We start from the raw sequence: 25,448 nt of genomic DNA on the forward strand, positions 1-25,448 counted from the left end.
ATGTCTTTCTCTATGACTAAACTTAGCACAGCACTTCTCCTCACAAGCTCTCTTGTTGGATGTGCCGCTGTAGTAAAAACCCCTTATGAAACACCTGCGGTACAAGTTCCGGGTAGTTTCCAATACGACACCACAAAAGCAAAAACCATGTCTGCCGATCAATATTCTGACCGTTGGTGGACACTTTTTGGTGATGCACAGCTTAATCAGCTCGTAAGCAATGTATTAGAACGTAATAGCGATTTGGCTGTTGCCGGAATTACCTTAAGGCAAGCACGCTTACAAGCTGATCTAACCGCAAATAAACAAGGTTTACGTACCAGTTCTAGTGTTTCTACAGGACATTCTTTTGATTTGAACTCAGGAGATGACAGCGCTAAAGGTTTATCAATGAGTGCAGGCGTAAGCTATGAGGTTGACTTGTTTGGTAAGCTTGCACGCCAAACTGAAGCAAGTAAGTGGGAGGCTTTAGCGACTGAACAAGACCTACAAGCCACTGGACAAAGTTTAATTGCAACCACGGCTAAATTGTATTGGCAACTTGGTTATTTAAATGAACGTTATGCGACTGCTCAGCAGAGTCTGGCGACCTCACAAAAGCTATATCAACTCGTACAGATTCAGTATAAAGCTGGTGCGGTTTCAGGTGTAGATCTTACTCAAGCAGAACAATCGGTACAAAGCCAAAAAGCGAGCTTAAGTCAAATTGAGCAACAACTGGTTGAAACACGTACTGCCATTGCCGTGCTCTTACATGAACCATTGCAACAGTTAAACATTCAAGAGCCCAAACGTTTACCGCGCAATGCACTACCCGCAATTGGTGCAGGTTTACCTGCTGATATTTTATCGCGCCGTCCCGATTTGCAAGCCTCTGAGCTTCGTTTGAAAAAGGCGCTCGCGACTAAAGATGCAACTAAGGCGAGCTACTATCCATCGATTAGTTTAACCAGTAGTTTGGGATCAAGCAGTACATCGTTGACGGAACTGTTACGTAATCCTGCTCTAACTTTAGGTGCAAGTTTAAGCTTACCGTTTTTGCAATATAACGATATGAAGAAAGACATCGCGATTAGCAATCTGGATTATGAAAAAGCGATTATTCAATATCGCCAAACGCTTTATCAGGCTTTTGCTGATGTCGAAAATGCTTTATCAAGTCGTACAGAACTCGACAAACAAGTAGCGTTACAAGAGCGTAATGTTGAACTTGCAGAAAAAACTGAACGCCTAACAGAAGTCCGTTACCGTTATGGTGCTGTCGCATTAAAAACACTTCTCGATGCTCAGCAAACCACACGTACTGCTCGCTTAAGTCTAGTTGAAACCAAGCAAAGCCAATACAATGCTTATGTCACTCTCATGCAAGCGTTAGGTGGTTCACCTGTAAAAGAACTTCCTCAATAACTTGCGCCCATAAAAAAAGCCGTAGTCCTTCAACTACGGCTTTTTTTTAAATAAATAAACTAAAAAGCTTATTCATCATCCATCATAGATTGGCTCATACCAACAGTATTGAAGCCAGCATCTACATATAGAATTTCACCAGTGATACCTGAAGCCCAAGGTGAGCAAAGGAATAATGCTGCATTACCCACTTCGTCAATAGTTACATTGCGTTTTAATGGCGCAACTTTTTCATTAGCATCTAACATTTTACGGAAAGATTTAATACCAGAAGCAGCCAAAGTACGGATTGGACCCGCAGAAATCGCGTTTACACGAATACCATCAACACCTAAGCTTGATGCCAAGTAGCGAACACCAGCCTCTAAAGAAGCTTTTGCCATGCCCATAACGTTATAGTTAGGCATAACGCGCTCAGAACCTTGGTAAGTCAAAGTCAATAAACAACCTTGGCGAGCTTGTAATAATGGTTTTGCAGCACGTGCCATCGCAATAAAGCTGTATGCACTGATGTCATGAGCAACTTTAAAACCGTCACGGTCAGTCACGTCAGTAAAATCACCATCAAGTGTATGTGCAGGAGCAAAGCCGATAGAGTGAACTACACCATCTAGACCGTCCCAATGTTTTGCAAGTTCTGCAAATGCATTGTCAATTTCGCTATCAACTGCAACATCACATGGGAACACAAGCTTAGAACCGAATTGCTCAGCAAATTCATCCACACGTTTTTTTAATTTTTCGTTCGGATAAGTAAACGCAAGCTCTGCACCTTCACGGTGTAATGCTTGGGCAATACCAAAAGCAATTGATAATTTACTAGCAACGCCTGCAATCAAAAAGCGTTTACCTGCTAAAAGTCCTTGTGTCATGCCGATCTCACTCAAAACAATTTAAAGCATAATGCCAATATTCAACGGTTTTCGAAATTGCATAATGCATCTTTTTTCAAAAATCGCACGAAAAAAAATCGCCCCTCATGAGGAGCGACTTCTCGATGAATATAATCTTAGTCGTCAGATAACAAGCCAATCAAACGTAAAAAAGAGATATACATCCAAACTAAAGTTGAGAGTAACGCAATTCCACACAACCACTCCATAAACTTTGGAGCACGGTAAGCTGCGTTGGTTTCAATTAAATCGAAATCTAAAATCAGGTTAAGTGACGCAATCACAGCAATAAATGCAGCAAAGCCAATGCCTAACCAGTTGCTCTCAAAAATATAAGGAATGCTTGAACCAAATGCTAAACGCATGATCATCTGCACAATAAATACAAGAAAAATAGCCAAAGATGCAGAAATCACGACTGACTTGAATTTTTCAGTTGCACGTACAATCTTGAATTTATATAAGCCAAACATGACTAATGTGGTCACAAAAGTGGCAAGTAATGCTTGTAAAGGTACACCTGGATACTTCATTTGAAAAGCAAATGAAATACCACCTAAAAATGCACCTTCAAAAAGTGCATAAGGAATTGCCAAGGTCGGTGCAGTCGTCGGTTTAAATGTGGCAATCAAAGCTAAAACCAGACCACCAATTGCGCCAACAATAGCACCCGCATAGGCAATACCAACATTTGCAGTAAAAGCTGCGTATAAAAATAAAGCAATGCCCACAGCCGCTGCAATGACTGTCAGCATAATAGATTTTTGAATCGCACCTTGCACAGTCATTGGTTGACTATAGTCACTGACCGTTTCAACACGCGTCAGTATCGGGTTATTACTTTGCATAAATGCTCTCTTTTTATAATAAAAACTTAAAATATCATTTTAAGCAAAATGAATATGAAAGCCAAATCAGACGATCGGCATTATTGTAACAATGTCCTTTAAACAATAAAAAAGGAGGCAGTAGCCCCCTCTTTATCACTTCAGCAAAGAATTAATCTTTACCATCAGTGTTCATAATAAAAAAGTATTCACGGTAATATTTCAACTCGGAAATCGAGTCACGAATATCATCCATTGCTAAATGTGATGCATTCTTTTTCAGACCGCTCATAATTTCAGGGCGCCAGCGTTTTGAGAGCTCTTTTACGGTAGATACATCAAGATTACGATAATGAAAATACTGTTCAAGTTCAGGCATAAGACGATGTAAGAAACGGCGATCCTGACAAATCGAGTTACCGCACATCGGTGAAACTTTTGGATTGACCCATTTTTTTAGGAATTCTAAAGTCTGTAACTCAGCATCACGAGCTGTCAATTTGCTACGACGAACTCGCTCAACTAACCCAGATTGCCCATGTTGGCGAGTATTCCACTCATCCATTGCATTTAAAATACGATCAGGTTGATGGATAGCCAAGACCGGACCTTCGGCAAGTACATTTAAATTATCATCTGTAATAATTGTTGCGATTTCAATAATTTGGTCATTATCGGTATCTAAACCGGTCATTTCCAGATCAATCCAAATTAATCGTGTATTTAAAGTACTGCTCATGTATGTACGTTCTAAAATGCCGTAAAAACATCAATAGTAGCAAATTTCTTGCATCTGCGCTGTAATTCTATAGCCGCTTCATGCTATTTTTGCCATCTTCAAACAGTGGTTTTTTGGGATATGAATGGCTTTAATTCGTAAGCGTCGTTTAACTGAACAGCAGCAACGTCGTATTGAAAAACAGCACAAAACTCGCCAAGAAGAGGCCGATACTTCACAAGATCTGGACGGACTGGTTGTACAACACTATGGCCGCCAACTCGAAGTACAGGCACTCTCTGTACCTGAGCATCACCCAGAAAAACCTCAAGTTGCCGAAGGAGAGCCAGAACCCTTCTGGAAACCTATCGAACTCAAAAGCGTATGGCGCTGTCATACTCGAACAAACCTTGAGTTACTTGTGACTGGTGACCGAGTTAAATGGCAGGCTGACCCAAACACGGGTTTAGGCATTATTACTGCCATTCATCCACGCAACTCGTTACTTACCCGTCCAGACCGTTATCACAAAGTTAAACCAGTTGCAGCCAACATCAGTTTGATTGTGATTGTATTCTCCCCCCTTCCTGAACCAGCTCCGACATTAATCGACCGTTATTTAGTAGCTTGCGCAGACGCTAACATTCCTGCACTTTTAGTCTTAAATAAATCAGATTTACTCACTGAAAACGACCCAATTCTTACGCTATTAGAAGAATATAAAACTTTGGGTTATGAGGTGATGATTTGTCAGTCTAAAAAGGGAGATATTTCTGTTTTATCTGAACGTTTAGATGGCGAAACAGTAGCTTTCGTTGGCCAATCGGGTGTAGGAAAAAGTTCTCTAATTAACGTGCTCATTCCAGATGCAGAGCAAAAAACAAATATTATTTCTGAAAACTCTGCACTCGGTCAGCACACAACAACCTCTACACGTTTAATGAATTTCGGTAAAAATGGTGCGTTAATCGACTCACCAGGAATTCGTGAATTTGGGCTTTGGCATCTTGATTTAGAAAAAATTCGTATGGGCTTTCCAGAAATTGAAGCACATTTGGGTTCTTGCCAATTCCGTAATTGTACCCATACTCATGAAAAGAACTGTGGATTAAAACACGCTGTAGAATCTGGTGAAATTTTACCACGGCGCCTAGATAGCTTTTTGCGTTTAAATGATGAGATTCAAGAAGCACAGCAAAAAAACTAATTTTCTGTCCGCTTTACCCTTGAAGTGGTGATTTTGATCACCATCTATATACGCTATACTCTAGGTCAATTTTGTTTTTAATTTTTTTTAGGTGACTTGTGGAACGCTGGTTAGAGTTTATGGGGAATCACCCCATTTTGTTTGGTACGCTCGGAGTCTTGGTCGTGTTGTTCTTCATTTTTGAAGGTCAACGTAACGGTCGTAAAATTTCACCACAGTCGCTTGGTATTTTAGTGAAAGCGAAAAATGCCATACTAATCGATTTGCGCGATAGTAAAGACTTCCGTGAAGGTCATATTAGTGGCAGCCGCAATATTCCTTTCAGCCAAATTGCAAGTCATGCTGAAGAATTAAAAGCAAGTGAGCGTCCATTGGTATTTATTTGCAACCTCGGACAAGTTGCTGGTAGTGCTTTGCAAAAAGTTGCTCACCATGACAGCTATCGTCTTGATGGTGGTATTAGTAACTGGAAAGCACAAGGCTTACCTCTTGTAAAAAGCAAACCAAAAGCTTAAGGAGAATTATTATGGCTGCAAATGTCATTGTTTACTCAACTTCTGTATGCCCGTATTGCGTTCGTGCTAAACAGTTACTTGAGCGTAAAGGTATTGCTTACAAAGAAGTAAATCTTTCTGTTGAAGCACCGGAAGTACGTGTTGAATTAATGCAACGCACCAATCATCGTACTGTCCCACAAATTTTTATTAACGATCAGTTTATTGGCGGTTTTGACCAACTTTATGCTTTAGAGCGTGAAGGTAAACTTGACGAATTATTGGCTTAACATCGCATCCATATTAAGGAAAAAACAATGAGCGAAGAACAACAAGTTCAACCACAATTAGCTTTAGAGCGTATTTATACAAAAGATATTTCTTTTGAGGTTCCAGGGGCGCAGGTTTTTACTAAACAATGGCAACCTGAACTCAATATCAATCTTTCTTCTGCTGCAGAAAAAATTGATCCAACTCATTTTGAAGTTTCTTTAAAAGTTGTGGTACAAGCCGATAACGACAACGAAACAGCGTTCATTGTAGATATCACTCAATCAGGTATTTTCTTGATTGATAACATTGAAGAAGATCGTTTACCTTATATTTTAGGCGCTTATTGCCCAAATATTTTGTTCCCGTTCTTACGTGAAGCGGTAAATGATTTAGTAACTAAAGGTAGCTTCCCACAGTTACTTCTTACTCCAATCAACTTTGATGCAGAGTTCGAAGCAAATATGCAACGTGCTCAAGCTGTTGAAGGTCAAGCTTAATTTTCTAGCTTCTCCTTGAATAAAAAAACCGCGTCTATCGCGGTTTTTTTATGTTTTGAATAATTAAAAAATTAATGATCAAGAGAAATAAGCTGAATAGTAGGAAACTGAAATCCGCGGCAAGATAATTCCGAACGCCATGCCACTGTTAGCATCATATTGCCCAGAACAAAGTTTTGATAAGCAAATGTCCCAATAAGTGGATGAGAACATATTCCACCATTGTCTGTAGAATGTGCATAGGTATTTAAAGTGTTTAAGTCTAGCCGTATGCCAAGACCTGAAGCTTTTAAAACAGCTTCTTTAATCGTCCAGACTTTAAACCAGTATTCTCTATCTTGTTCTAAGCTTAGCCACGTTTCATATTCATCAGGATGAAATGCATGCTGGGCTAAAGCTTCTAAACGAACTTTACGGTCTAACTCTTCAATGTCTACGCCTATATCTTTAACATTCGCGCTCATTGCTAAAGCATAATATTGTTGGCTATGAGAGTGATTGAAATCTAAATTATGATTCAATAAATATGGCTTGCCATGCTCATACTTTGCAAACGCTAAATCCGTTATTGTAATTTGTAATTTCTGCGCTATCAGCTCGTTTCTAATGTTATGTATTTGCTGTTTTTTATAATGATTAAATGTACGAAAGTCAGGAAAATCTTGTTCAGATTTTAAAAGAAGCTGGGACAATGTCTGTGTGTAGACTTCAATATTACGCTTAGACATTATCCCGCCCTTATTTACAATTAATTAGAATTTAACCACGTCGCCTTTTAAGGTAACCCCCGCCATCATGGCACCTTTATAGCAATCGTAAGTTGTCGTACTTGTGGTTTCATTGGCTTTAAAATAGCTCACAATATTGGTAACCGCGTTTGCACCTTGTGCTTTAGCATTGTTTTGCATTTGGATGAGTGCTGAACGTAAAACCCAGTCACAAGACGTTGCAGCTGACTTACCAAAACCATTGGTTTTTTTATTGGTCACCGCATCTTTTTGAATCACTTTACCGCCAGATTTTGTACCATTTAAATAAAACTTTACTGAACCATCTAAAGTGCCATCTGCAACTGCACGGTCTACAGCTTCTTTAAAATTGAACTGATGTACTTCATCTCCAGCCTGAACAGTGGCAGTAAAACCCGCACTTAGCATTGCTACAAATAAAAGTTTTTTATTTAACATTGTTGTGTTCCTTATTGTTTAACACGTTTAAAAATAAGCGAAGTATTAATTCCGCCAAAAGCAAAGTTATTGCTCATAATAATGTCAGCATCCAGAGTTCTTGGCTGCTGAACGATATAATCTAGATCGCCACACTGGGGATCGATTTCATCTAGATTTAAAGTTGGAATAAAACAGCCACGATTCATCATTTCAATGCTCAGCCAAGCTTCAATGGCCCCACACGCTCCCAGCGTATGTCCAAAGTAGCTTTTTAAAGAGCTGATCGGCTTACGTCCCAAAACTGCTGCTGTCGCCTGACTTTCAGCCACATCACCCTGATCAGTTGAGGTGCCGTGCGCATTTACATAAGCAATATCTTTAGCCTCTACAGATGCATCTTTAAGTGCCAATTGCATACAGCGCCCCATCATTTCTGACTCGGGGCGAGTTACATGCTGACCATCAGTATTGCTACCGTAGCCAATCACTTCTGCATAGATATGGGCACCTCGAGCTTTGGCATGTTCGTATTCTTCCAAAATTAAACAGCCAGCCCCTTCACCAATCACTAAACCATCTCTTTTTGCATCAAATGGGCGTGGTGTTTTTTCTGGTTGGTCATTCATACCACTGGTCGCGAACAATACATCAAAAACCGCAGCACCTGCTGCACTGAGTTCTTCTGCACCACCAGCAATCATGACCTGTTGTTTGCCATATTTAATGGCTTCATAGGCCTGCCCAATAGCCATAGAACCAGAGGTACAGGCACTTGACGTCGGTAAAGTTAAGCCTTTTAGGCCAAAATATACGGTCATGTTCACCGCACTTGTGTGGGCCATCATGCGGATATAGGTTGTTGCATTGATCTTACTCATGCTCTGATGAAGCAACATGCTAGCAAACTCACCCACAGCCTCTACACTACCCGCAGAAGAACCAAATGCAACGCCAGTTTCTCCACTGTTCAAGATTTCGTGCCCAAGCAAACCTGCATTTTGCAAAGCAGTCTCGGCACAAACCACAGACATGAGCGCTACACGACCCATTCCCCGTGTAACTTTACGATTAAAATGCTTTGGCACATGAAAAGTTTCAACAGGTCCAGCAAGCTTGGTCCGAAGGTCAACATATTGCTCCCATTCCGGCATGTAGCGAATTCCGCTTTTGGCGGCTTCAAAATGAGCAAAAATCTCATCTGAGGTTTCCCCTAAAGAGGTAATCCCTGCCATTCCTGTCACGACAACGCGTTTCATCAGATAAGTCCCCCATTCACCGAGATAACTTGTCGGGTAATGTAGGATGCTTCATCTGAACACAAGAATTTCACCACGCTAGCCACTTCATCAACTTGTCCCATGCGTTGCAACGGAATCATCTTAAGCGCATGCTCTTTGACTTCATCTGTCACCATTTCCGTCTCAATCAGACCAGGCGCTACACAGTTGACGGTAATTTTTCGCTTGGCCAATTCCAAAGCTAAGGCCTTGGTCGCACCAATCAGACCTGCTTTTGCAGCACTATAGTTAACCTGTCCACGGTTACCCATGATCCCAGAAACCGAAGATAGAGTGACGATACGGCCACCTTTACGCAAATGAATCATTGGCATAACTAATGGTTTTAATACGTTATAAAAACCATCTAAGGAAGTCGAAATAACTTCATCCCAGTCTTGATCTGTTAAAGCTGGGAAAGCACCATCATGGGTAAGACCAGCATTCAATACAACACCATAGAATGCGCCATGCTGCTCTACATCTTGTTCTAAAATTTGTTGAACGGTTTGGCGTTCAGTTACATCAAACATTAAATAATGGCTATTTTGCCCTAAAGCTTGAATCTCTTGTACGACTTGTTCTACATCTGCCTGACGCGAGCGTGCATGCACAGTTACATCAAAACCCGCCTTTGCCAGTTGTAATGCAATCGCTTTCCCAATTCCTCGACTTGAACCCGTTACTAAAATTCGTCTTGTCACAATGTATTCCTAATTTTTGTGGTTATTCAAATGGTGTTTCTGTTGGTTCAAATACACTTAGCGTTGCCTGAATGCAGTGTTCAGCATATTGAATTTCACAGGAAAATTGCCCAAGTCCTTCATGAAAATATTGTTGTTCTATTTGAATGATCAATCGTGAACCTAAAGCAAAATAAGGGATCGGTAAATTTAACTTACGTGTTCCCAATAAAAAACCGACTTTTGGCGCTTGTTTTGACTGTTGACCTTGCCAGCCTGAATAAGCGCTGATGGTTTGTGCCATAATTTCAATGCTTGCCCATGTCGGCAAACCTTCTGCTTCACAAAACATCAGCTCTGGCGTAATCGTGAGTTCTGCTTGCGCTCGCCCTTCTGTAACCTCGGTTAAATGGTCAATAAAGACCATCGGTTGCTCATGAGGAATATATTGAATTGCATCTAGTTTCATCAGGGCTTCACTCCAAAAACAAGACTAATATTACTTCCCCCAAAAGCGAAAGAATTACTCATCACATAGCGAATGGGTTGTTTTAACTCAGCTTCTTGCACATAGTTTTGATCAGCCAAATCCGGATCAACCTCAACATTTTGATGCAACGGCAACCAACTTTGATCTTTTAGAACTTGTTCACAAATAAAAGCTTCTATAGCGCCAGCTGCACCGAGGCAATGTCCAGTTTTGTGTTTGGTGCTACTTAATGCAACCAGATAATCACCAAAAACTTGTCGTACAGCCTTAATTTCCATTGCGTCATTTTGTGGAGTTGCTGTGCCATGTAAGTTGATATAACCAATTTCTTGAGGGGAAATATGGGCCATATCTAGTGCACGCTGCATAGCTAGAACTGCACCTTTGCCTTCAGGATGTGGAGCCGAAATATGCCATGCATCCATCGATTCACCAGCACCCATTAACATGACAGGCGCTTGCTCTTTACTCAGTACAAAAAATGCAGCAGCTTCACCAATATTAATACCATCACGTTTCACGCCGCAGGGTTGGCAAATATAGTCAGATAAACTCTCGAGGCTATTAAATCCATTTAGTGTTAACTGGCATAAGGTATCGACGCCACCCACCAGTACAACATCGGCTAAATCTGCATGAAGTAAACGCTGCCCCGCGGCTAATGCTTTCGCGCTTGAAGAGCAAGCGGTTGAAATAGTATATGCAGGCCCTTCCCATCCTAGATACTGCTGCAATGCTTTTGCTAAACAGCTCATTTCTTGTGGATAGTGAGATATTGATAGATCTGTTTGCCCTTGAAAATATTGCTTAAGTAACAATTCATTATCTGCAATACCAGAGGTAGATGTACCCACCACAATCGCCAAACGTTTATTTTCAAAGGATGCCGTATAGGCTTTTAACTCTGTTTCAATTTCAGATAATGCGGTCAATGCAAAACGTAGATTACGTGAATCTACAGATTGTAAAGCATCAGGTACATGCAAACATAATGGATGCGTATATTGTCCCACCCAAACATTACGATCAGCAATTAAATCATCTCGCAAACTTAAGGTTTGCTGTGGCTGTTGTAATGCCTGTTTGATTTGATTAAGTTCGCAACCTAATGCAGATAAACCGACACTTAATTGTATGCCTACTGCCATTGTGGCTGCATTTTCTGAAGGTAAATGTTTCATGGTGTAGGACTTTCTTCTGTCTGCAACGTATTTTCAATCGAACTCAGCGTCATGGTATAAGGGACTTGTTGATTAATCAATTCAATGCTTCCTTGCCCTTGTTTAAGCTGCAACACAGGCTGCTTTTCAATATAAACAACCTGCATTCCTGCTTGTTGTTTCATCTCTACAGCTTGCTGTCCTAAATGTGAAAATTGAGGATACGTTGCAAATAAAAGATCGCGCACCACAAACTCAAAAGGCAATAAACGCATTTGATCAATACGTTGTTCAACATGAACCCGATGCCCATCGAACTGTAACTTAAATAATTGTTGACCTGTCAGGCTCAAAGCCACCATATCCAGTACAGCACCCTTTTGCTGTTGGTATAACAAGAAGCTAAAACTTTGCTGCTTCCACTGAACTTCAACCTGATCTTGTCGTTGATAAGCTTGTGCCTGCCATAGTGGGCTTTGCAGCCCTTTGGCGTGTGGCATGACCTGACAACCATTTAAAAATAAAAAGCTACTGAGTAATATCGTTGCCCATTTGCGTTGCATGATTACCCCTCAAGTGCCTGTTCTTGTGCCAAGCCCTCACGACAATATTCTGCCAAAGTAGTCAGTCTACGTTTGGCATTTTTATGGATTGGATTTTTTTCATCCCACGCATAACCAGCCAGTAATGAAGAAATCATACGGCGAATGCCTTCATTCTGATTTTGCGAGAACACTACATCTTGAAATTCGCCTTCATACCATGACTCAACATAGGCACGAAACACCTGAATACCACGGCGTAATGGTTTTTCATATTCTTGCAACCAGTCTACCTGCTTACCTTGCAAGACACGCTCAACCAAAGGTATAGCCAAGCTAGAAGATTTTAAAGCGATCGTCACACCCGATGAAAAGACGGGATCGAGAAACTCACCGGCATTACCTAATAGCGCATAGTTGCGATCTGCCAAATGTTTTACATTTGCTGAATAGCCCACCAACGTTCGCACTGGTGTATCAAATCTTGCACGGCGCAAGACATGTGACAAGCTTGGTTCATCGGCCAAAATACGCTTAAACATTACCTCAGGTTCATTATCTTCAGCATTTTCGACTGTGTATTTGTCAAAAAAATCTTGTTCTGCAACGATGCCAAAAGAAGCACGCCCATCTGCAAATGGAATGAGCCAATACCATGCGCGATGATCTTTTTCATGTACGGTAATTAAAATTTTATTGCGATCAAACTCTGGGTCATCTGTAATTCCATCTTCAATATGGGTAAACAGTGCACGTCGTACCGGAAAGTTTGATGGACTCTCCAAATCTAAGAGCTTTGGCAAAATTCGTCCAAAACCACTCGCATCTAGCAAGAACTTGGTTTGAATCTGATAACTTTGTTGTTCTTCATTTAACACAGTAAGTACGGGCTGTTCAGATGCAACATCAACATCTAAGACTTCATGCCCGAAGCGTATGTCGGCACCATAAACTTGAGCCTGCTTTGCTAGCAAATTATCAAAATCGGCACGGCGAACCTGCCAAGTAGTCCCCGGTCCATCCGTAAATTTTTCTGTAAAGTTATAAAAACTGCGTTGTTTACCGCGTAAAAAAGCCGCGCCATTTTTAAATTGAAAAGCGTATTGATCAACATGTTCACGGACCGTTTCGAGTAAACCCGCCTCTTCTAAGAACGCCATAGATTGCGGTAACAATGATTCGCCAATCGAAAAACGAGGAAAATGCTGTTTTTCAATAACCGTAACGGTATAACCCTTTTTTCGAAGAAGTGCCGCAGCAGAACTACCTGATGGTCCAGCCCCAATAATAACGACGTCAATTTTTTCTATAGTGCTCATAGCACAACTTCCTTTTTAATTTATTCAAATTATGAATGGTCTTGTAAGTTCACAATGTGTTTTTTATCTGCTGGGGTTAACAAAGTCGCATAGATAAACGAGAAAATAACCCCGAATAAAACCGTTAAGCCAAAACAATGAATTGCATAAGTATGGCTAAACGAAAGTAACCCAAAGCCGAGTAAGGTCGACATCATACATAAAAACAACGCCATTCCAACCACTTGCGGGTGATCATGTCCATGTCGGTAGAAAATTGCATAGTCGACTCCAATTCCGATAATCAGGAAAGTCGCCATAATACTAAACAGGTTAATCTCGACACCTAACCATGCCTGAACAGCAAAAGTGCTCAGTAATGCCAAGCTTACGGGCAGAACCAAAGGCACAATCGAACTTAGACCATAAATAAGCGCTAAACCAACCGCCAGACCAATTAAGGCATAAATCAGAAGATGCTGAGCCTGAACCCTATGTTCGGCAAACATTTCCGACATTGCAGTAATCGGTTGCTGGAAATGTATATGATCATTCTGAAGCTGCTTTAATGCTTCAGGTTGTTTCACCCCTGTTACCATCACTAATCGTTCATTAGCTTGAGGCTGTAAAAAAGCTAAAGGGTGATCTTTAAATACAGAAAAATCTAATAGCGGTTGTGTAGCCAGTTGCTGTTGCCACTGTAAAACATCAGTGACATTTAGCCCCATGCTTTGGGCATATTGCTGCAATGTCACTTTTGGAATATTTTTTAAAAGTTGTACATTGTTTTGCTGCTCTGCCAATGGTGGAATCCATTGTCCCAAAGCTTGAAATGCACTGATTTTTCCTTGAGCTTGTAACTGTTGTAATTGTCCAATCAGTTGCTGCTCTTGTTGTTGCATCTGATTTGCAGAGACTGCTCGTACTACAAAATAATCACTACTTTGTTGCTGACCAAATTGCTCACGAACAGCCTGATCTTGCTGCTTTAAGCTGGCGTCCATACCTTGTAAGTTACGAATATCATCGTTACTTTTAAGATAGAAAAGACTCGCTGTACCTACTGCTAAAATGACTGCAATCAAGCCATAACGTATCTTGGCTCGCTGTTGAAACCATAACCGTGCTTGCCCAATCCACGATAATGCTCGTATGGCTGGCTGAGCATTGAGTGCAGGTAATCGTGGTAATAACAACACACTACTGATCCACGCCGCGGTTAATCCTACAATTGAAAAGACTGCAATCTGCTTGAACCCAGGAAATGGGGTAAAGCTCAAAAAGATGTAAGCAACCAATGTAGTCATTAAGCCCATAAACAAGCTTGGCAATAGTGGTTTTAAAATTTGAAAACCGCCAAGCTGTCTGTGCTGTGATTGCATCGCCATGAAATAAAATGAAAAATCGACACAAACACCAATAAGACTCGCACCGAATACTAATGTCATGAGGTGAATTTCACCAAACATCCAATGTGTGACCGCAAATGCCACAAAGCTTCCGGTTGAAACGGCAACAAACTCAGTAAATAACGGACGCGGTGAACGAAAGCCAAACCAAACCAGAAAAATTAAGCCCAATGTAGAGCCAACACCAATGGTTGAGATTTCCTGTTTAGCCGACTGTGTTCCAAAATTTGAAAATAAAATAGTTCCAGTCCAATGAGAATTTAATCCCCTTACAGCTAGCTTTTGCTTAGTTTGCTCAATCCAGTTCGATACCTGTTCTTGATAATCAATATTGTATGGGCTTTGCGTCAACTGTAATACGAAAAGCCGAGAGATACCTTGCTCATGATGGATGGTCGCAAAGCCCTGCTCCATTTCTATGTTTTGTTGTGAAGGATTCGCCAACTGCATGGCATAACGAGGGAACAATAATAGCGGGTCTTGCTTAAGTGACTCAGCAGTGACAGGCATGCCTGGACTCATCATCTGCATCAGGCTTTGTTCAGTCAGTGCCTCGTAATCCAACTTTTGTAATAAGGCTTGATCTTGCGCACTCAACAAACCTGCTCGATGTTGATACAACTGTTTTGCAAATTGATCAAAATCAAGCTGTGGTTTGAGTGGCTGCCATAGCGCACTTTGCTTCGCTTGCGCTGTTAAAAAACTGGTAGCCTGTTGTATCGTAGCTTCATCCTTAGCATCTATAACAACAAATACTTTATTGTTAAGTTGCTCATTCATGTACTGCTGAGTACGTGCAAGTTCTGGGTCTTGCTGAACTTTAGGCAATAACGCAAAAATATTGGTTTGAATATGAATGTCTTTTTTCAGCCACGTCACGCCAAGCCCCACTGCAATGAGCAGCAGAGCAATTAACCAAATTGCAGTGAACTTATTTTGCCAGTTGGAAAATCGCATGCTCGGCAGCCGTTAGAGTCGTCGGTTGAGAAGTCTGGTGACTAAAGCGAATGGTCGTTAAGTTATTCGCTTTCTCGGTAATCACAATTTGGTTGACATACTGTTGACCTTGCGCATCAACACGCACAAACAGCTTTTTAAACAGGCTACTTTTTGGAGTTAAGCTCATACTCCAACCCGCTGGACTATAGTTCGCACTCACTACATTAAAGTTCTTCGCCAAGGCTTGTTCATTACCTGACATCAGCTGCAAAAATAAAGTCGCTACAGAGCTATAAGGTGATTGATCAACTTGTATTTGGCTAAATGTACGCTGAGTTTTCTGTACTAGTTTGGTTGGGGTGACGATCAAATCTGCTTGCACTGGGCGTTTGATTTGCCATGCCACGCCATAAGATTTTGCAAATAATAAAGACCCGTTCGACACAAATGTTTTATTGAGTGACGGTAATTTTTTTTGCTGTTCAAAGTCCGCACGAACTGTAGGAGACTGCGACAATTGCTGAAAAATTTGCGTAATCTGTGTTGGTGCTGCATAGACCGCACTTAAACAGCTTATCCAAACAGCAGTACCCAAACCTAAAGTTTTGATAAATTTAGACATCATACGCCCCCTTCGGTTGAAACTCAGACCATGCATTTAAACGATCAAACAAAACCTGCGGCGATTGAAAGCACATTTCACGCGCTTCAATATTCACAGCTACTTGGGTGGTATAACCTTTGGTTAAGCGCTTCCCAGACTCAGCATCAAAAATCAGATAATCAATTTTCAAGCGGTTTTCCCATTCTTTTAAAAGGGCTCGAACCCGAATCTTTTGTTCAAACTCAATACCGTATGCATAGCGAACATGGCTTTCAATCACAGGCCATGCATAGCCTGATTCTTTCATCTGCATATAGTTGTAATGAAATTGATCGAGCAATTTACAGCGCGCAATCTCAAAATACTTTAAATAATGACCATGCCAAACCACATTCATGGTATCGACATCATGAAATGGAATTTCAATGATTACATCTGCATGCATTGGCTCACCTTATCCCATAAATTCTGGTTGATTAAACAATTCAAGTTGGTCTAAACGATCAACAATCTGTTGTAATTCGGTTTGTAATGGTCGGTCTTCTTCAACAAATGCAAAACTTTGTAAGGTCCATTGCATAAATGCCTGCAATGTCGGACTGAGCTGTGCTGTTAAACCTTTTAAATGAATCGCCTGCACACTAGCGCAGCAAAGGGCTGCAATCACTTGATGTGTTAAGGTAATTACACGGCTCGCATCACGTGCAGCAATGGTTCCCATGCTGACTTTGTCTTGGTTATGGCACTCGGTTGAACGTGAAAAAATCGACGCTGCCAACGTATTTTTTAAGGCTTCAGCAGTCCATGCCGACACCCCGATTTGCACAGCTTTAAAACCGTGATTGAGCGGTAAGCGTTCGGTCATTGCGCCCGTTAAATTACGTGGTAGACCATGATTCATTTTATGATCGACTAGCTGTGCAATCTGTCTATCCATCAAGTCAGCAATATTGGCAATCATAATTTTTAAGCTATCCATCCCCTGCGCAATGTGTCCACCGTAAAAATGACCGCCATGCAATACACGCATCCCCACTGGATCAATCAAGGGGTTGTCATTACTTGAGTTCAATTCATTTTCAATAAACTGACGCAACCATACTTTTGAATCTTCAAATACACCAATAATATGAGGCGCACAACGCAATGAATAACGATCTTGCAAACGTGGGCTTTGATGTTCTGTTTGTACTTCACTATTGAGCCAATCACGTAATTGCTTTGCAATTTGCTGCTGCCCCGGATGAGGTTTTTGTGCAAACAGTACTTCATCGAAATGGCTTGGATTACCTTCCAAGGCCAATACATTCATAGCCGTAATCAAAGTACTTGCGAGTGAAATCTGCTCTGCTTTTTTATAGTTTAAACACGCAATTGCCGTCATTACCGCTGTGCCGTTCATGAGCGCTAAACCTTCTTTCGGTCTGAGCGTTAATGGTTGCAAACCTTTTTCGGCATACACTTTAGCAACAGGAACAATTTGTCCATCGACGTAGACATCACGCTCACCGACTAAAGTTCCCGCAATGTAAGACAACGGCGTTAAGTCACCACTTGCTCCCACCGAACCTTCAGATGGAATGACTGGAATTACATTTTCGTTGAGTAGCCAAACCAAGCGTTCAAGGAGTGCTATCGATACGCCCGAATAACCGCGAGCCAACGAGCATAGGCGCGTCACGACTACTGCACGTGCGGTAATCACATCCAGATTTTCACCTAAACCACAGCCATGAAAGCGTGAAAGATGCAGAGGTAATTCATTAACCTGATGTAATGGTACTTCAACCAAACACGAGTCACCATAACCCGTGGTCACACCATAGATAACGCCTTCTTCTTCAAGTAACTGATCGAGAAAATCAGCACCTTTTTGAATTAGGTCACGCCATGAAGATGACTCAGGTAAAGCGACCTGACATTCGCCTCTTGCTACAGAAACAACATCTTCAATACTCAGTGGCTGTTCACCTACGGTTAACACACGCATGTTATTTCGTCCAAAAATTATAAAAATTAAACCATTGATAAGGAGCACGCAGACAATGCTGTTCTAGTACAGCAACATACGTTTTAGTTATGGTTTGCATACTTTCAATACGGTTAGCACGAGGTAAACTCACCTGCTCGGCAATTGAATGAATATGAACTTGAAACTGCTGTTGCACACGGTAGCAAAACACTGCAATAACAGGTACTTTCAGTAAATTTGCCAAGATCCATGCACCTTGAGGGAAGGATGCTGGCTCTCCTAAAAACTCAATCTGCTGTACACGGTCTGACTGCACAGGTACTCGATCTGCCGCTACAATGACCCACTCACCCTGTTGCATTTTGTCTTGTAAAATCATAGCAGTTTCAATACCCAACTCATCGACGGGCAATAAGCAAACATCAGCCTTATCATTTAGTTTTTTCAAAAACTCATTAAATTTTGTCGCGTGCTTTTGGTAAACCAGCACATTAATTTTCTGCGGATGCTCTGACTTAATTGCTCGAAGCAACTCAATATTGCCAAAGTGAGAGACAATAATAAGAGCACCTTTTTGATAATACTGCGAGAAATTTTCATGTCCAAAAACTTCCAGATTTTGCTCGGAGATATGACCTAGCCAACCTTCAATCTTATCTAAAATACATTCGCCAAATTGCATAAAATGCGCGTAGCTGTTTGTCCAATTGGGCTGGTGACTAAACGGAGATTGTGTTCCGGCAAAATGATGCAGTTTTTGTAAATAAAGTAAGGAAGCTTGGCGTGCTGTGTTGGCAAATAGCCAATACCACATAATGACAAAGTACATCACCAACTTGCATAACCAACGCCCACAAAAACGATAAAACCACAACACGAGCATGAGGGGCAACATGCCTCCTCGCTCTTTAATATCGTTCCATTTTGGAGAAGCTGAATGTGTCATGATTAACCTTGCAGCTTTTGTTTTAGCAGCTTCGGCAAGCGAATCAGCATACCCATAAACAAGCTTGCGTGTGCTTTACTCAGGCCTAAGTTATCTCGCCAGACATGAAAATGAGAGATGCCCTGCTCTGGATAAACCACAGGTGTCGGTACATTAATAAATGAGGTATTTTCCCATTTTAAACGTACCAAAATTTCGCTATCAAAGCCCATACGTGGCTGAAACTTAGCGCTATTCAAAACTTTAATAGTGCTCTCGAGTGGATATACTCTAAACCCACACATACTGTCTTTAATTTCAAAAGACAAACTATTAAGCCACACCCAAAAATGGGTAATGTAACGACCATACAACCGTTTTTTAGGAATAGATTCATCAAAGTACGGCTGACCAATCACCATAGCTTTGGGATGTTGCTGGGACTGCTCAATAAATTTAGGAATATCATCCCAGTGGTGTTGCCCATCTGAATCAAGTTGTAAGGCATGGCTTAAACCCAACTCATGTGCAGCACGTAATCCTGTAATCACAGCTTGCCCTTTGCCCTTATTCACTTCATGTTCAATTAAATGAATTTGGGAATATTGATCGGCCAATGCCCGTAAAATCTGGCTACAAGCATCATCACTTCCATCATTCACCAATACAATCGGCAAATGAAAGCGATCTAGATAGGCAATCAAGTCAGCTAAATAATGAGGATGATTATAAACTGGGATAACAAAGCCATAGTTGGTCTTCATTTTTAACCCTCTACTTCCGTTTGCAAAGCGAATAATAAACGCCCAGAAGCCAAAATCTGTTCTGAATCGCGTAACTCAAAACTCACTTTATGCTCTTTTCGAGAAAGCTTAAGTTGCACAATTGCATAAGGACGGATCAGATTTTGAAATTTTAGCTGTTCATACCCCTGACACCAATTTAAGTCCGACCAAATTGACTTAGCAAAATATTGTAAAAAACCTATTTGCCCAACCCCAGGATAAATCGGTTGTGTTGGGAAATGCCCTTTAAAACAAGCTAACTCTGGTGGAAACTCAAGGCTCAAAATATGGTCATCTGAACTTTGAGACTGCGACAGTACGACTGGTTGTAACATAGGTTTAAATAGAGTTTTCAAATAGTTTTTGTTAAGTTTAGACTGCGAGTTTTGCGGCAACTGACTGAGGAAACGCCATTGACGAGGAATCGCTAAAGTTTCTAAGTGATCTTTTAATTGCTGTTTTAAATGACCAACAAAAGCTGATTTACCTAGTTGCTGTAATTGTTCCCGAGCTTGTTCTTTTAAAACAACAATACATCCCAATATTTGACGATGCTCATGTTCAAGTACCAGTACATGACATTGTTGCACTGCATCTAAAGCTTGAATGCTTTGCTCGATCGCATCTAGGCTCAGACGCTTTTCTTCAAGTTTAATAATTCGATCTGTACGCCCCATCAGCTTAAAAGTCTGACACGTTGCATCTGACCATGCTGCACCATCACCTGTCGTAATCCAGTCATCCTCATAGGCATGATTACTCTTCACCATAAGCTGTTGCTCTTCAATACGAATAGCCACATTGATAAAAGCAGTCCAAGCATCCTCATCTTGAGCACGATGGGCAATACCACCGGTTTCAGAACTTCCCAAAACTTCAATAATCGGACGATTTAATAAAGGACGAACACCACTTTCCAGTTTGCCACCCGAACTAAAGACCATCTGACAGTGTTGTAAAACCACATCGGTTGTCCAGCGTTTTAATAATGCAGGACTTGAGATCAAATAATTGCTTAAACCCAACGTTTCTAATTGTTTTTGAGCTTGTACCGCATCTTCAGGAAATGCCATTTGAGATGTATAAAAACTTCGACCCGTAGCAAGGGGTAGCAATAATTTAAACAGTAATCCATAAATATGCTGATGACTGACCGTTGCGATCGCAATTGCATTTTCATCGAAAGTAAAACTCTGACTTAATCCTTGAACTTCGTTGAGTAGTTGTCTGAGTGTTCTTGGGATTTTTTTAGGTTCGCCAGTTGAACCTGATGTATAAAAATAGAGTTGTGCCTGCTCTAGAAAAGCATTATCCAAAATTAAAGATAAAGGAACAACTTTTTCAACATCTTGACGCTTTAAAAAATAAATCTGCTGTGCTGCGAAATCTTGTTCTAATTCGCGTACTCGATTTGGTGGTAAAAGTACCTGTTTTTTCGCTAACAAAGCGGCAAAGAATAAAACCAGAAATTCATAGCTGTCTGCTTCCCATAATGCCCAAGTTAAATTTTCTATTTGAGCAATTGCTGCAGCTTGTAAAGCAACGTCCTGCCAAAATTGAGTAAAACTGGTCGGATGCAAAGCACTGTCTATACAAAGTGGCTGAACTGAATCGATGAATTTCTGAAAATGACAATGCATAATTTTTAATTAATGATTTGAAGAATGTAAACGCTGATGTCGCTTACGCAAAATAAATTCACCAACGAACAAAATACCCATCAGCACATAAGAAATAAAGCCATTATAAATGACCCAAACCTGCATTGAAGTAAAAAGCACAGTAGTCAAAGCAATCAATGCATTACAGAAAAAGAAAGCACACCAGACTTTAGTCACCTGTCTGGTCCACTGCACACCAGAAGGAGGTAAATCAGGTTCAACGAGTCGGGCAAAGCGCTCAATCATAGACGGCGGTTTGATGAGTGTCAGTGCAAAAATAACCAATGCACCCAAACTCATACCGACTGGATATAACTTTAACCAAGCGTGATTATGTGACAGTAAGCTAAGACTGCCACAAACAATGGCAAAACCAGTTAAAGGCCATAATAATGAGTTGCCTTTACTAAAAAGTCTGACCACACCTAATCCGATGAGTAACACACTCACCCAAACAAATTGACCGTGCGTCAAACTCCAACCCACAATAAAGGGATACAACACAAAAAGTGCTGTAATCATCCCTTTAATCACGAGCTTCATTCAGCAGTCATATTCCGAATAACCGTCACAACATCCAGTACGGTTCGCACATTTTTAAAATCTTCAGGTTTTACTTGCTTACCAGTTAATTCTTTAATTTTTACAACTAAATCAACTGCATCAATACTGTCTACATCAAGATCTGAATATAAGTTTGAATCGAGTTGAACAGACTCCGGTTCAATTTCAAACAAATCTTCCATCCATTCGCGGAGTTTAGTTAATACTTGCTCTTGAGATAACATCATCACACTCCTTATGACTTCTGCTGTGCTTCAACTAAAGCAACTAAACTCTGGATTGATTTAAAATGCTGTTTGGTTTCATCCGACTCCGCATTTAAATGAATGTTGTAACGCTTTTTCAAAGCCAGTCCCAACTCCAGTGCATCAATCGAGTCTAATCCTAAACCTTCTCCAAATAATGGAGCTTCTGTATCAATATCTGCAATAGTAATATCTTCTAGTGCCAAAACATCAATAATCATTTGCTTTAGTTCATCAGCAAGATTGCTCATTTCACGATAACTCTTCATCAAAAATTTTATAAAAACTACGACTTAACTGACGAACTTGTTTAGGTCCTACTGTTAAATCATCTAACAAATCTGAAACTTGTACAGCATCGAGTACTTTCACTTCGATATGAAATGGTCGAGATGGTACGTGGTACCATTTTTCATTCTTGGTTAATGTCGATGGTGTACAGGTAATAACTACTGGGCGAATTGGTACATTTGCACGAATGGCAATGTTGGCTGCACCGCGCTGAAATTCGTTTAGGGTCATCCCTTTTTCAGTACGCGTTCCTTCCGGAAAAATTAAAAGAGAAGCCGCATTATTTTCTTTCAGACGCATCACACAGTCTTCAACAAATTGCTGAGAACCCGCGTTTAAAATATAACCCGCACTTTGTACAGGTCCTTTGGTAAATGGGTTCGACCAAAGAGACTGCTTCACCACACAATTAGCCTGCTGCATCATACCAATTAGTACTACAACATCAATCAAACTCGGATGATTGGCGATTACAAGCTCTTGGCGACTATTCTGTAGCTTTTCCAGACCTTCGACCGAGTAAGTCATGATGCCCAGTTTGACCATCATTTCGGTAAAGCCTTTAAAGCTATACTTAATCACATTCTGCGCACGCTGCTGACGCTTTTCAGAATCAGAGGTTGTGGCATTCAGCACAGGTGCAATGACTGTGGCAATTACCATACCGCCCAGACCGAAACTGGCAAAGCTAAAACCAGTTGCAGCTACACGCCAGCAATAATTACTTTTTTGCTTCAGATTTTTAAGATTTAGCATTTGTTCCACCCAAATGCAGATATTAACTGGTCAGTATCCTGCCAAAAATGAGCAAAACTAGGACCATCTGCTTCATCTGTATGCGTCCACGCAGTAATTTGTAAATTAGGTTGCTCTAGGGTAACGACCGCAGCCATCCCATAAGCAGGGAAATCGACTGCCTCAGCATAAATTTGGGGTAAAGGCTCATCATAGGCAACGACTAATACCCGCTCGATATCTTTCATTGACTTTAAAAGAGCATAGGCCTCAATCAAACTTTCAGTCCATGAGCAGCTTAAGCTGGTAGATGGCGTGTCATCTTGACATAAAATAGAATAAAGCCCAGAAATTGCATTATGAACAGAGGTTGAAAATTGTGTGGGTGACGGGGTTTGCTCACTTAAAACGTCTTGCAAGATATTCAACGTTTTAGTCTCGTCACCATATCGTGATACCCAAACTATATAATCGACTTTACTACCATTTAATGCACCAAGCGCGCTATTCAAAGCAAGTTTAGCTAATGGCGATAACCGTCTACGTTGCATAGCTGGAATACAGTCAAGGGCTGTATATGAGGGCTGAGCATGTGTAAATGTAAGCTGAGCAAGATGTAATGTTACCATGCTAAAAGTGAACCCTAAGCAGCGTTATTCTGTCGAAATATAAATTATTTTATAAAGATGCTGATTATAGCATTCGTTATGAAATTTACAAAAAATTACGTTTATCATTCACACTTTTTCATAAATCTTGGCTCATGCTCATTTATTTGCAATAAAAAACCCAAAGAAAACTTTGGGTTTTTGAACTTTAAAAAGCTTAACGTTTAAACTTTTTCTCAGCTTTTTTGAATTTCTGTACATAACGACGTTTACGTGCCGCAACGCGCTCATCCACTTGTGACTTACGTCCTTCAAATGGGTTTTCCGACGTTTTAAAATCAACACGTACTGGCGTTCCTTCCAGTTTGTAAACTTTGCGGAACACATTCTCAAGGTAACGACGATAATCTGCTGGGGTTTTGTCTACTTTATTACCGTGAATTACGATCGTTGGTGGATTTTGTCCACCCATATGCGCATAACGCATTTTAATACGTTTACCACCTACCATTGGCGGTTGATGTGCATCTGTAGCATCATTCAAAATTTGGGTTAATTTCGCAGGTGAAACTTTTAAATGTGATGAGTCATAAGCACGATGGATGGATGGGTACATTTCCCCTACACCCGTGCCATGCAATGCCGAGATTAAATGCACTTTCGCCCAAGGAATAAAGTCAAAACGGCGATCAACATCCAACTTACACTGTTTACGATCGTATTCAGTCATGTTGTCCCATTTGTTAATGGCGATCACCATGGCACGACCAGCTTCAAGTGCGTAACCAATCAAATGCAAATCTTGTTCGACCACGCCTTCACGAGCGTCCAACACCACCACAATGACATGTGCATCTTTAATGGCTTGTAGTGTTTTTACGATTGAGAATTTCTCAATCATTTCATCAACTTTACCTTTACGACGCACACCCGCTGTATCAATTAAAGTGTACTGACGACCATCACGTTCAAATGGGATATAAATCGAATCACGCGTTGTGCCCGGTTGGTCAAATGCAACCACACGGTCTTCGCCTAGCAAACGATTGACCAAAGTCGATTTACCCACGTTCGGACGACCAATAATCGCTAAACGTAAGCCTGTTGCTTTGTCATGCTCTTCTGGATTTTCATCTTCAGGTACGTCTACCAAGACATCCTCAAGCATTTGCTGTACACCACGTCCATGGCTGGCAGCAACTTGTAAAGGTTCACCCATACCAAGTTTGTAGAACTCAACCAACGCAGCTTCTGCATGGACACCATCAACTTTATTGGCAACCAAGTAAACTTTTTTACCCAAAGTACGCAGTTCACGGGCAATTTGTTCGTCCGAAGCCAATAAGCCAGCACGCGCATCAACCACAAAAATAATGATATCTGCTTCATTGATCGCTGTTTTTGACTGCTCGGCCATGTAGTTATCAATACCGCCTTCATTTTCACCAATACCGCCAGTATCAACAACAATGAAAGACTTATTCTGATAAGTCGCATCACCATATTTACGGTCACGAGTCAGGCCCGCGAAGTCGGCTACAAGTGCATCACGACTCTTGGTAATCTGGTTAAATAACGTTGATTTTCCGACATTCGGACGACCAATGAGCGCAATAACGGGTTTCATACAATAACCTTAATTCAAGACCAGCCATATCTCATGGCATGAGCATTAAAAACAGTACAGGAGATATATTTTAAGGTCAGAGATGACCATAATAAAAGACGGGGCTTTGAACTGATTTAATTCAAACACCCCGATATTTTTAACAGCG

Annotated in this window: 29 protein-coding genes; 5 read left to right on the forward strand and 24 right to left on the reverse strand. The window is 40.9% G+C overall.

Annotated elements, in window-relative coordinates:
* Positions 1–12 precede the first annotated feature (12 nt).
* Positions 13–1,407, forward strand: a complete 1,395-nt coding sequence (locus AC2117_RS16060; RefSeq protein ID WP_133976409.1) for an efflux transporter outer membrane subunit — start codon at positions 13–15, stop codon at positions 1,405–1,407.
* A 68-nt stretch (positions 1,408–1,475) separates the two neighbouring features.
* Here AC2117_RS16060 and AC2117_RS16065 read toward each other — a convergent pair whose 3' ends face one another.
* The 3 genes from AC2117_RS16065 to orn all read right to left on the reverse strand — a co-directional run bounded on the left by AC2117_RS16065 (position 1,476) and on the right by orn (position 3,866).
* Positions 1,476–2,279: an enoyl-ACP reductase gene (locus AC2117_RS16065; RefSeq protein WP_003654938.1), complete on the reverse strand. Its 804-nt coding sequence runs from the start codon at positions 2,277–2,279 to the stop codon at positions 1,476–1,478.
* A gap of 137 nt (positions 2,280–2,416) precedes the next feature.
* On the reverse strand, positions 2,417–3,148 hold the full coding sequence (locus tag AC2117_RS16070) for a Bax inhibitor-1/YccA family membrane protein (RefSeq protein ID WP_133975420.1): 732 nt from the start codon (positions 3,146–3,148) through the stop codon (positions 2,417–2,419).
* A gap of 151 nt (positions 3,149–3,299) precedes the next feature.
* Entirely contained in the window at positions 3,300–3,866 is a 567-nt protein-coding gene (orn, locus tag AC2117_RS16075; RefSeq protein ID WP_005036888.1) for an oligoribonuclease, read from the reverse strand.
* Positions 3,867–3,990: 124 nt separating this feature from the next.
* Between orn and rsgA the strand changes: the two genes are divergently transcribed.
* From rsgA to secB, 4 genes are all read left to right on the forward strand, one after another.
* Positions 3,991–5,052, forward strand: a complete 1,062-nt coding sequence (gene rsgA, locus AC2117_RS16080) for a ribosome small subunit-dependent GTPase A (protein ID WP_042894878.1) — start codon at positions 3,991–3,993, stop codon at positions 5,050–5,052.
* Between the two features lie 98 nt (positions 5,053–5,150).
* Positions 5,151–5,567: a rhodanese-like domain-containing protein gene (locus AC2117_RS16085; protein ID WP_133975422.1), complete on the forward strand. Its 417-nt coding sequence runs from the start codon at positions 5,151–5,153 to the stop codon at positions 5,565–5,567.
* 11 nt (positions 5,568–5,578) lie between these two features.
* On the forward strand, positions 5,579–5,836 hold the full coding sequence (gene grxC, locus AC2117_RS16090) for a glutaredoxin 3 (protein WP_009390671.1): 258 nt from the start codon (positions 5,579–5,581) through the stop codon (positions 5,834–5,836).
* Positions 5,837–5,863: 27 nt separating this feature from the next.
* Entirely contained in the window at positions 5,864–6,316 is a 453-nt protein-coding gene (gene secB, locus AC2117_RS16095; RefSeq protein ID WP_003654925.1) for a protein-export chaperone SecB, read from the forward strand.
* Between the two features lie 71 nt (positions 6,317–6,387).
* Here secB and AC2117_RS16100 read toward each other — a convergent pair whose 3' ends face one another.
* The 21 genes from AC2117_RS16100 to der form a co-directional block, all read right to left on the reverse strand.
* Entirely contained in the window at positions 6,388–7,044 is a 657-nt protein-coding gene (locus AC2117_RS16100) for a 4'-phosphopantetheinyl transferase family protein (RefSeq protein ID WP_133975424.1), read from the reverse strand.
* A gap of 24 nt (positions 7,045–7,068) precedes the next feature.
* Entirely contained in the window at positions 7,069–7,503 is a 435-nt protein-coding gene (locus AC2117_RS16105) for a hypothetical protein (protein WP_042894871.1), read from the reverse strand.
* A gap of 11 nt (positions 7,504–7,514) precedes the next feature.
* Positions 7,515–8,741, reverse strand: a complete 1,227-nt coding sequence (locus AC2117_RS16110; RefSeq protein ID WP_133975426.1) for a beta-ketoacyl-ACP synthase — start codon at positions 8,739–8,741, stop codon at positions 7,515–7,517.
* Entirely contained in the window at positions 8,741–9,466 is a 726-nt protein-coding gene (locus AC2117_RS16115) for a 3-ketoacyl-ACP reductase FabG2 (RefSeq protein WP_133975428.1), read from the reverse strand. The genes AC2117_RS16110 and AC2117_RS16115 overlap by 1 nt, the downstream gene beginning before the upstream one ends.
* Before the next feature lie 22 nt (positions 9,467–9,488).
* Complete coding sequence (locus AC2117_RS16120) at positions 9,489–9,914, reverse strand: 3-hydroxylacyl-ACP dehydratase (protein ID WP_133975430.1); 426 nt, start codon at positions 9,912–9,914, stop codon at positions 9,489–9,491.
* Positions 9,914–11,116, reverse strand: a complete 1,203-nt coding sequence (locus AC2117_RS16125) for a beta-ketoacyl-[acyl-carrier-protein] synthase family protein (protein WP_133975432.1) — start codon at positions 11,114–11,116, stop codon at positions 9,914–9,916. The genes AC2117_RS16120 and AC2117_RS16125 overlap by 1 nt, the downstream gene beginning before the upstream one ends.
* Positions 11,113–11,658, reverse strand: coding sequence for a DUF3261 domain-containing protein (locus tag AC2117_RS16130; RefSeq protein ID WP_092707340.1), 546 nt, complete (start codon positions 11,656–11,658; stop codon positions 11,113–11,115). Before AC2117_RS16130 ends, AC2117_RS16125 begins: the two co-directional genes overlap by 4 nt.
* A 2-nt stretch (positions 11,659–11,660) precedes the next feature.
* Positions 11,661–12,956, reverse strand: coding sequence for an NAD(P)/FAD-dependent oxidoreductase (locus AC2117_RS16135; protein ID WP_133975434.1), 1,296 nt, complete (start codon positions 12,954–12,956; stop codon positions 11,661–11,663).
* 29 nt (positions 12,957–12,985) lie between these two features.
* Positions 12,986–15,301, reverse strand: a complete 2,316-nt coding sequence (locus tag AC2117_RS16140) for an MMPL family transporter (protein ID WP_264757591.1) — start codon at positions 15,299–15,301, stop codon at positions 12,986–12,988.
* Complete coding sequence (locus AC2117_RS16145) at positions 15,276–15,905, reverse strand: LolA family protein (protein WP_133976410.1); 630 nt, start codon at positions 15,903–15,905, stop codon at positions 15,276–15,278. Before AC2117_RS16145 ends, AC2117_RS16140 begins: the two co-directional genes overlap by 26 nt.
* A complete protein-coding gene (locus tag AC2117_RS16150; protein ID WP_133975436.1) occupies positions 15,898–16,332 on the reverse strand; it encodes an acyl-CoA thioesterase in 435 nt (144 codons plus the stop codon). The genes AC2117_RS16145 and AC2117_RS16150 overlap by 8 nt, the downstream gene beginning before the upstream one ends.
* 9 nt (positions 16,333–16,341) lie before the next feature.
* Positions 16,342–17,877, reverse strand: a complete 1,536-nt coding sequence (locus tag AC2117_RS16155; protein ID WP_133975438.1) for an HAL/PAL/TAL family ammonia-lyase — start codon at positions 17,875–17,877, stop codon at positions 16,342–16,344.
* Position 17,878: 1 nt separating this feature from the next.
* Positions 17,879–18,805 (reverse strand): acyltransferase, encoded by a 927-nt coding sequence (locus AC2117_RS16160; protein WP_133975440.1) that lies wholly within the window; start codon positions 18,803–18,805, stop codon positions 17,879–17,881.
* Between the two features lie 2 nt (positions 18,806–18,807).
* Complete coding sequence (locus AC2117_RS16165; RefSeq protein WP_133975442.1) at positions 18,808–19,548, reverse strand: glycosyltransferase family 2 protein; 741 nt, start codon at positions 19,546–19,548, stop codon at positions 18,808–18,810.
* A 2-nt stretch (positions 19,549–19,550) separates the two neighbouring features.
* The gene (locus AC2117_RS16170) at positions 19,551–21,209 is read right to left on the reverse strand and encodes an AMP-binding protein (protein ID WP_133975444.1); all 1,659 of its coding nucleotides are present in this window, start codon (positions 21,207–21,209) and stop codon (positions 19,551–19,553) included.
* A 9-nt stretch (positions 21,210–21,218) separates the two neighbouring features.
* Positions 21,219–21,773: a Clp protease gene (locus tag AC2117_RS16175; RefSeq protein ID WP_171459074.1), complete on the reverse strand. Its 555-nt coding sequence runs from the start codon at positions 21,771–21,773 to the stop codon at positions 21,219–21,221.
* Positions 21,770–22,024, reverse strand: a complete 255-nt coding sequence (locus tag AC2117_RS16180; RefSeq protein WP_080592314.1) for an acyl carrier protein — start codon at positions 22,022–22,024, stop codon at positions 21,770–21,772. The genes AC2117_RS16175 and AC2117_RS16180 overlap by 4 nt, the downstream gene beginning before the upstream one ends.
* Before the next feature lie 5 nt (positions 22,025–22,029).
* Positions 22,030–22,290, reverse strand: a complete 261-nt coding sequence (locus tag AC2117_RS16185; protein WP_000067033.1) for a phosphopantetheine-binding protein — start codon at positions 22,288–22,290, stop codon at positions 22,030–22,032.
* A gap of 1 nt (position 22,291) precedes the next feature.
* Positions 22,292–23,095, reverse strand: coding sequence for a lysophospholipid acyltransferase family protein (locus AC2117_RS16190; protein ID WP_133975446.1), 804 nt, complete (start codon positions 23,093–23,095; stop codon positions 22,292–22,294).
* Complete coding sequence (locus tag AC2117_RS16195) at positions 23,080–23,694, reverse strand: beta-ketoacyl synthase chain length factor (protein ID WP_133975448.1); 615 nt, start codon at positions 23,692–23,694, stop codon at positions 23,080–23,082. Before AC2117_RS16195 ends, AC2117_RS16190 begins: the two co-directional genes overlap by 16 nt.
* A gap of 196 nt (positions 23,695–23,890) precedes the next feature.
* The gene (gene der, locus AC2117_RS16200) at positions 23,891–25,300 is read right to left on the reverse strand and encodes a ribosome biogenesis GTPase Der (RefSeq protein ID WP_042894826.1); all 1,410 of its coding nucleotides are present in this window, start codon (positions 25,298–25,300) and stop codon (positions 23,891–23,893) included.
* Between the last annotated feature and the right edge of the window lie 148 nt (positions 25,301–25,448).

Origin of the sequence: Acinetobacter calcoaceticus (genome assembly GCF_900520355.1) — a bacterium.
GTDB classification, from domain to species: domain Bacteria; phylum Pseudomonadota; class Gammaproteobacteria; order Pseudomonadales; family Moraxellaceae; genus Acinetobacter; species Acinetobacter calcoaceticus_C.

Excerpts from the sequence above, each read along its gene's own strand:
- AC2117_RS16185 (WP_000067033.1), bottom strand. The coding sequence starts at position 22,290 with ATGAGCAATCTTGCTGATGAACTAAAGCAAATGATTATTGATGTTTTG.
- AC2117_RS16100 (WP_133975424.1), bottom strand. The coding sequence starts at position 7,044 with ATGTCTAAGCGTAATATTGAAGTCTACACACAGACATTGTCCCAGCTT.
- AC2117_RS16195 (WP_133975448.1), bottom strand. The coding sequence starts at position 23,694 with ATGGTAACATTACATCTTGCTCAGCTTACATTTACACATGCTCAGCCC.
- AC2117_RS16160 (WP_133975440.1), bottom strand. The coding sequence starts at position 18,805 with ATGACACATTCAGCTTCTCCAAAATGGAACGATATTAAAGAGCGAGGA.
- AC2117_RS16140 (WP_264757591.1), bottom strand. The coding sequence starts at position 15,301 with ATGCGATTTTCCAACTGGCAAAATAAGTTCACTGCAATTTGGTTAATT.
- grxC (WP_009390671.1), top strand. The coding sequence starts at position 5,579 with ATGGCTGCAAATGTCATTGTTTACTCAACTTCTGTATGCCCGTATTGC.
- AC2117_RS16120 (WP_133975430.1), bottom strand. The coding sequence starts at position 9,914 with ATGAAACTAGATGCAATTCAATATATTCCTCATGAGCAACCGATGGTC.
- orn (WP_005036888.1), bottom strand. The coding sequence starts at position 3,866 with ATGAGCAGTACTTTAAATACACGATTAATTTGGATTGATCTGGAAATG.
- AC2117_RS16170 (WP_133975444.1), bottom strand. The coding sequence starts at position 21,209 with ATGCATTGTCATTTTCAGAAATTCATCGATTCAGTTCAGCCACTTTGT.
- rsgA (WP_042894878.1), top strand. The coding sequence starts at position 3,991 with ATGGCTTTAATTCGTAAGCGTCGTTTAACTGAACAGCAGCAACGTCGT.
- AC2117_RS16135 (WP_133975434.1), bottom strand. The coding sequence starts at position 12,956 with ATGAGCACTATAGAAAAAATTGACGTCGTTATTATTGGGGCTGGACCA.
- AC2117_RS16110 (WP_133975426.1), bottom strand. The coding sequence starts at position 8,741 with ATGAAACGCGTTGTCGTGACAGGAATGGCAGGGATTACCTCTTTAGGG.
- AC2117_RS16065 (WP_003654938.1), bottom strand. The coding sequence starts at position 2,279 with ATGACACAAGGACTTTTAGCAGGTAAACGCTTTTTGATTGCAGGCGTT.
- AC2117_RS16070 (WP_133975420.1), bottom strand. The coding sequence starts at position 3,148 with ATGCAAAGTAATAACCCGATACTGACGCGTGTTGAAACGGTCAGTGAC.
- AC2117_RS16150 (WP_133975436.1), bottom strand. The coding sequence starts at position 16,332 with ATGCATGCAGATGTAATCATTGAAATTCCATTTCATGATGTCGATACC.
- AC2117_RS16125 (WP_133975432.1), bottom strand. The coding sequence starts at position 11,116 with ATGAAACATTTACCTTCAGAAAATGCAGCCACAATGGCAGTAGGCATA.
- secB (WP_003654925.1), top strand. The coding sequence starts at position 5,864 with ATGAGCGAAGAACAACAAGTTCAACCACAATTAGCTTTAGAGCGTATT.
- AC2117_RS16060 (WP_133976409.1), top strand. The coding sequence starts at position 13 with ATGACTAAACTTAGCACAGCACTTCTCCTCACAAGCTCTCTTGTTGGA.
- AC2117_RS16175 (WP_171459074.1), bottom strand. The coding sequence starts at position 21,773 with ATGAAGCTCGTGATTAAAGGGATGATTACAGCACTTTTTGTGTTGTAT.
- AC2117_RS16145 (WP_133976410.1), bottom strand. The coding sequence starts at position 15,905 with ATGTCTAAATTTATCAAAACTTTAGGTTTGGGTACTGCTGTTTGGATA.
- AC2117_RS16165 (WP_133975442.1), bottom strand. The coding sequence starts at position 19,548 with ATGAAGACCAACTATGGCTTTGTTATCCCAGTTTATAATCATCCTCAT.
- AC2117_RS16130 (WP_092707340.1), bottom strand. The coding sequence starts at position 11,658 with ATGCAACGCAAATGGGCAACGATATTACTCAGTAGCTTTTTATTTTTA.
- der (WP_042894826.1), bottom strand. The coding sequence starts at position 25,300 with ATGAAACCCGTTATTGCGCTCATTGGTCGTCCGAATGTCGGAAAATCA.
- AC2117_RS16105 (WP_042894871.1), bottom strand. The coding sequence starts at position 7,503 with ATGTTAAATAAAAAACTTTTATTTGTAGCAATGCTAAGTGCGGGTTTT.
- AC2117_RS16155 (WP_133975438.1), bottom strand. The coding sequence starts at position 17,877 with ATGCGTGTGTTAACCGTAGGTGAACAGCCACTGAGTATTGAAGATGTT.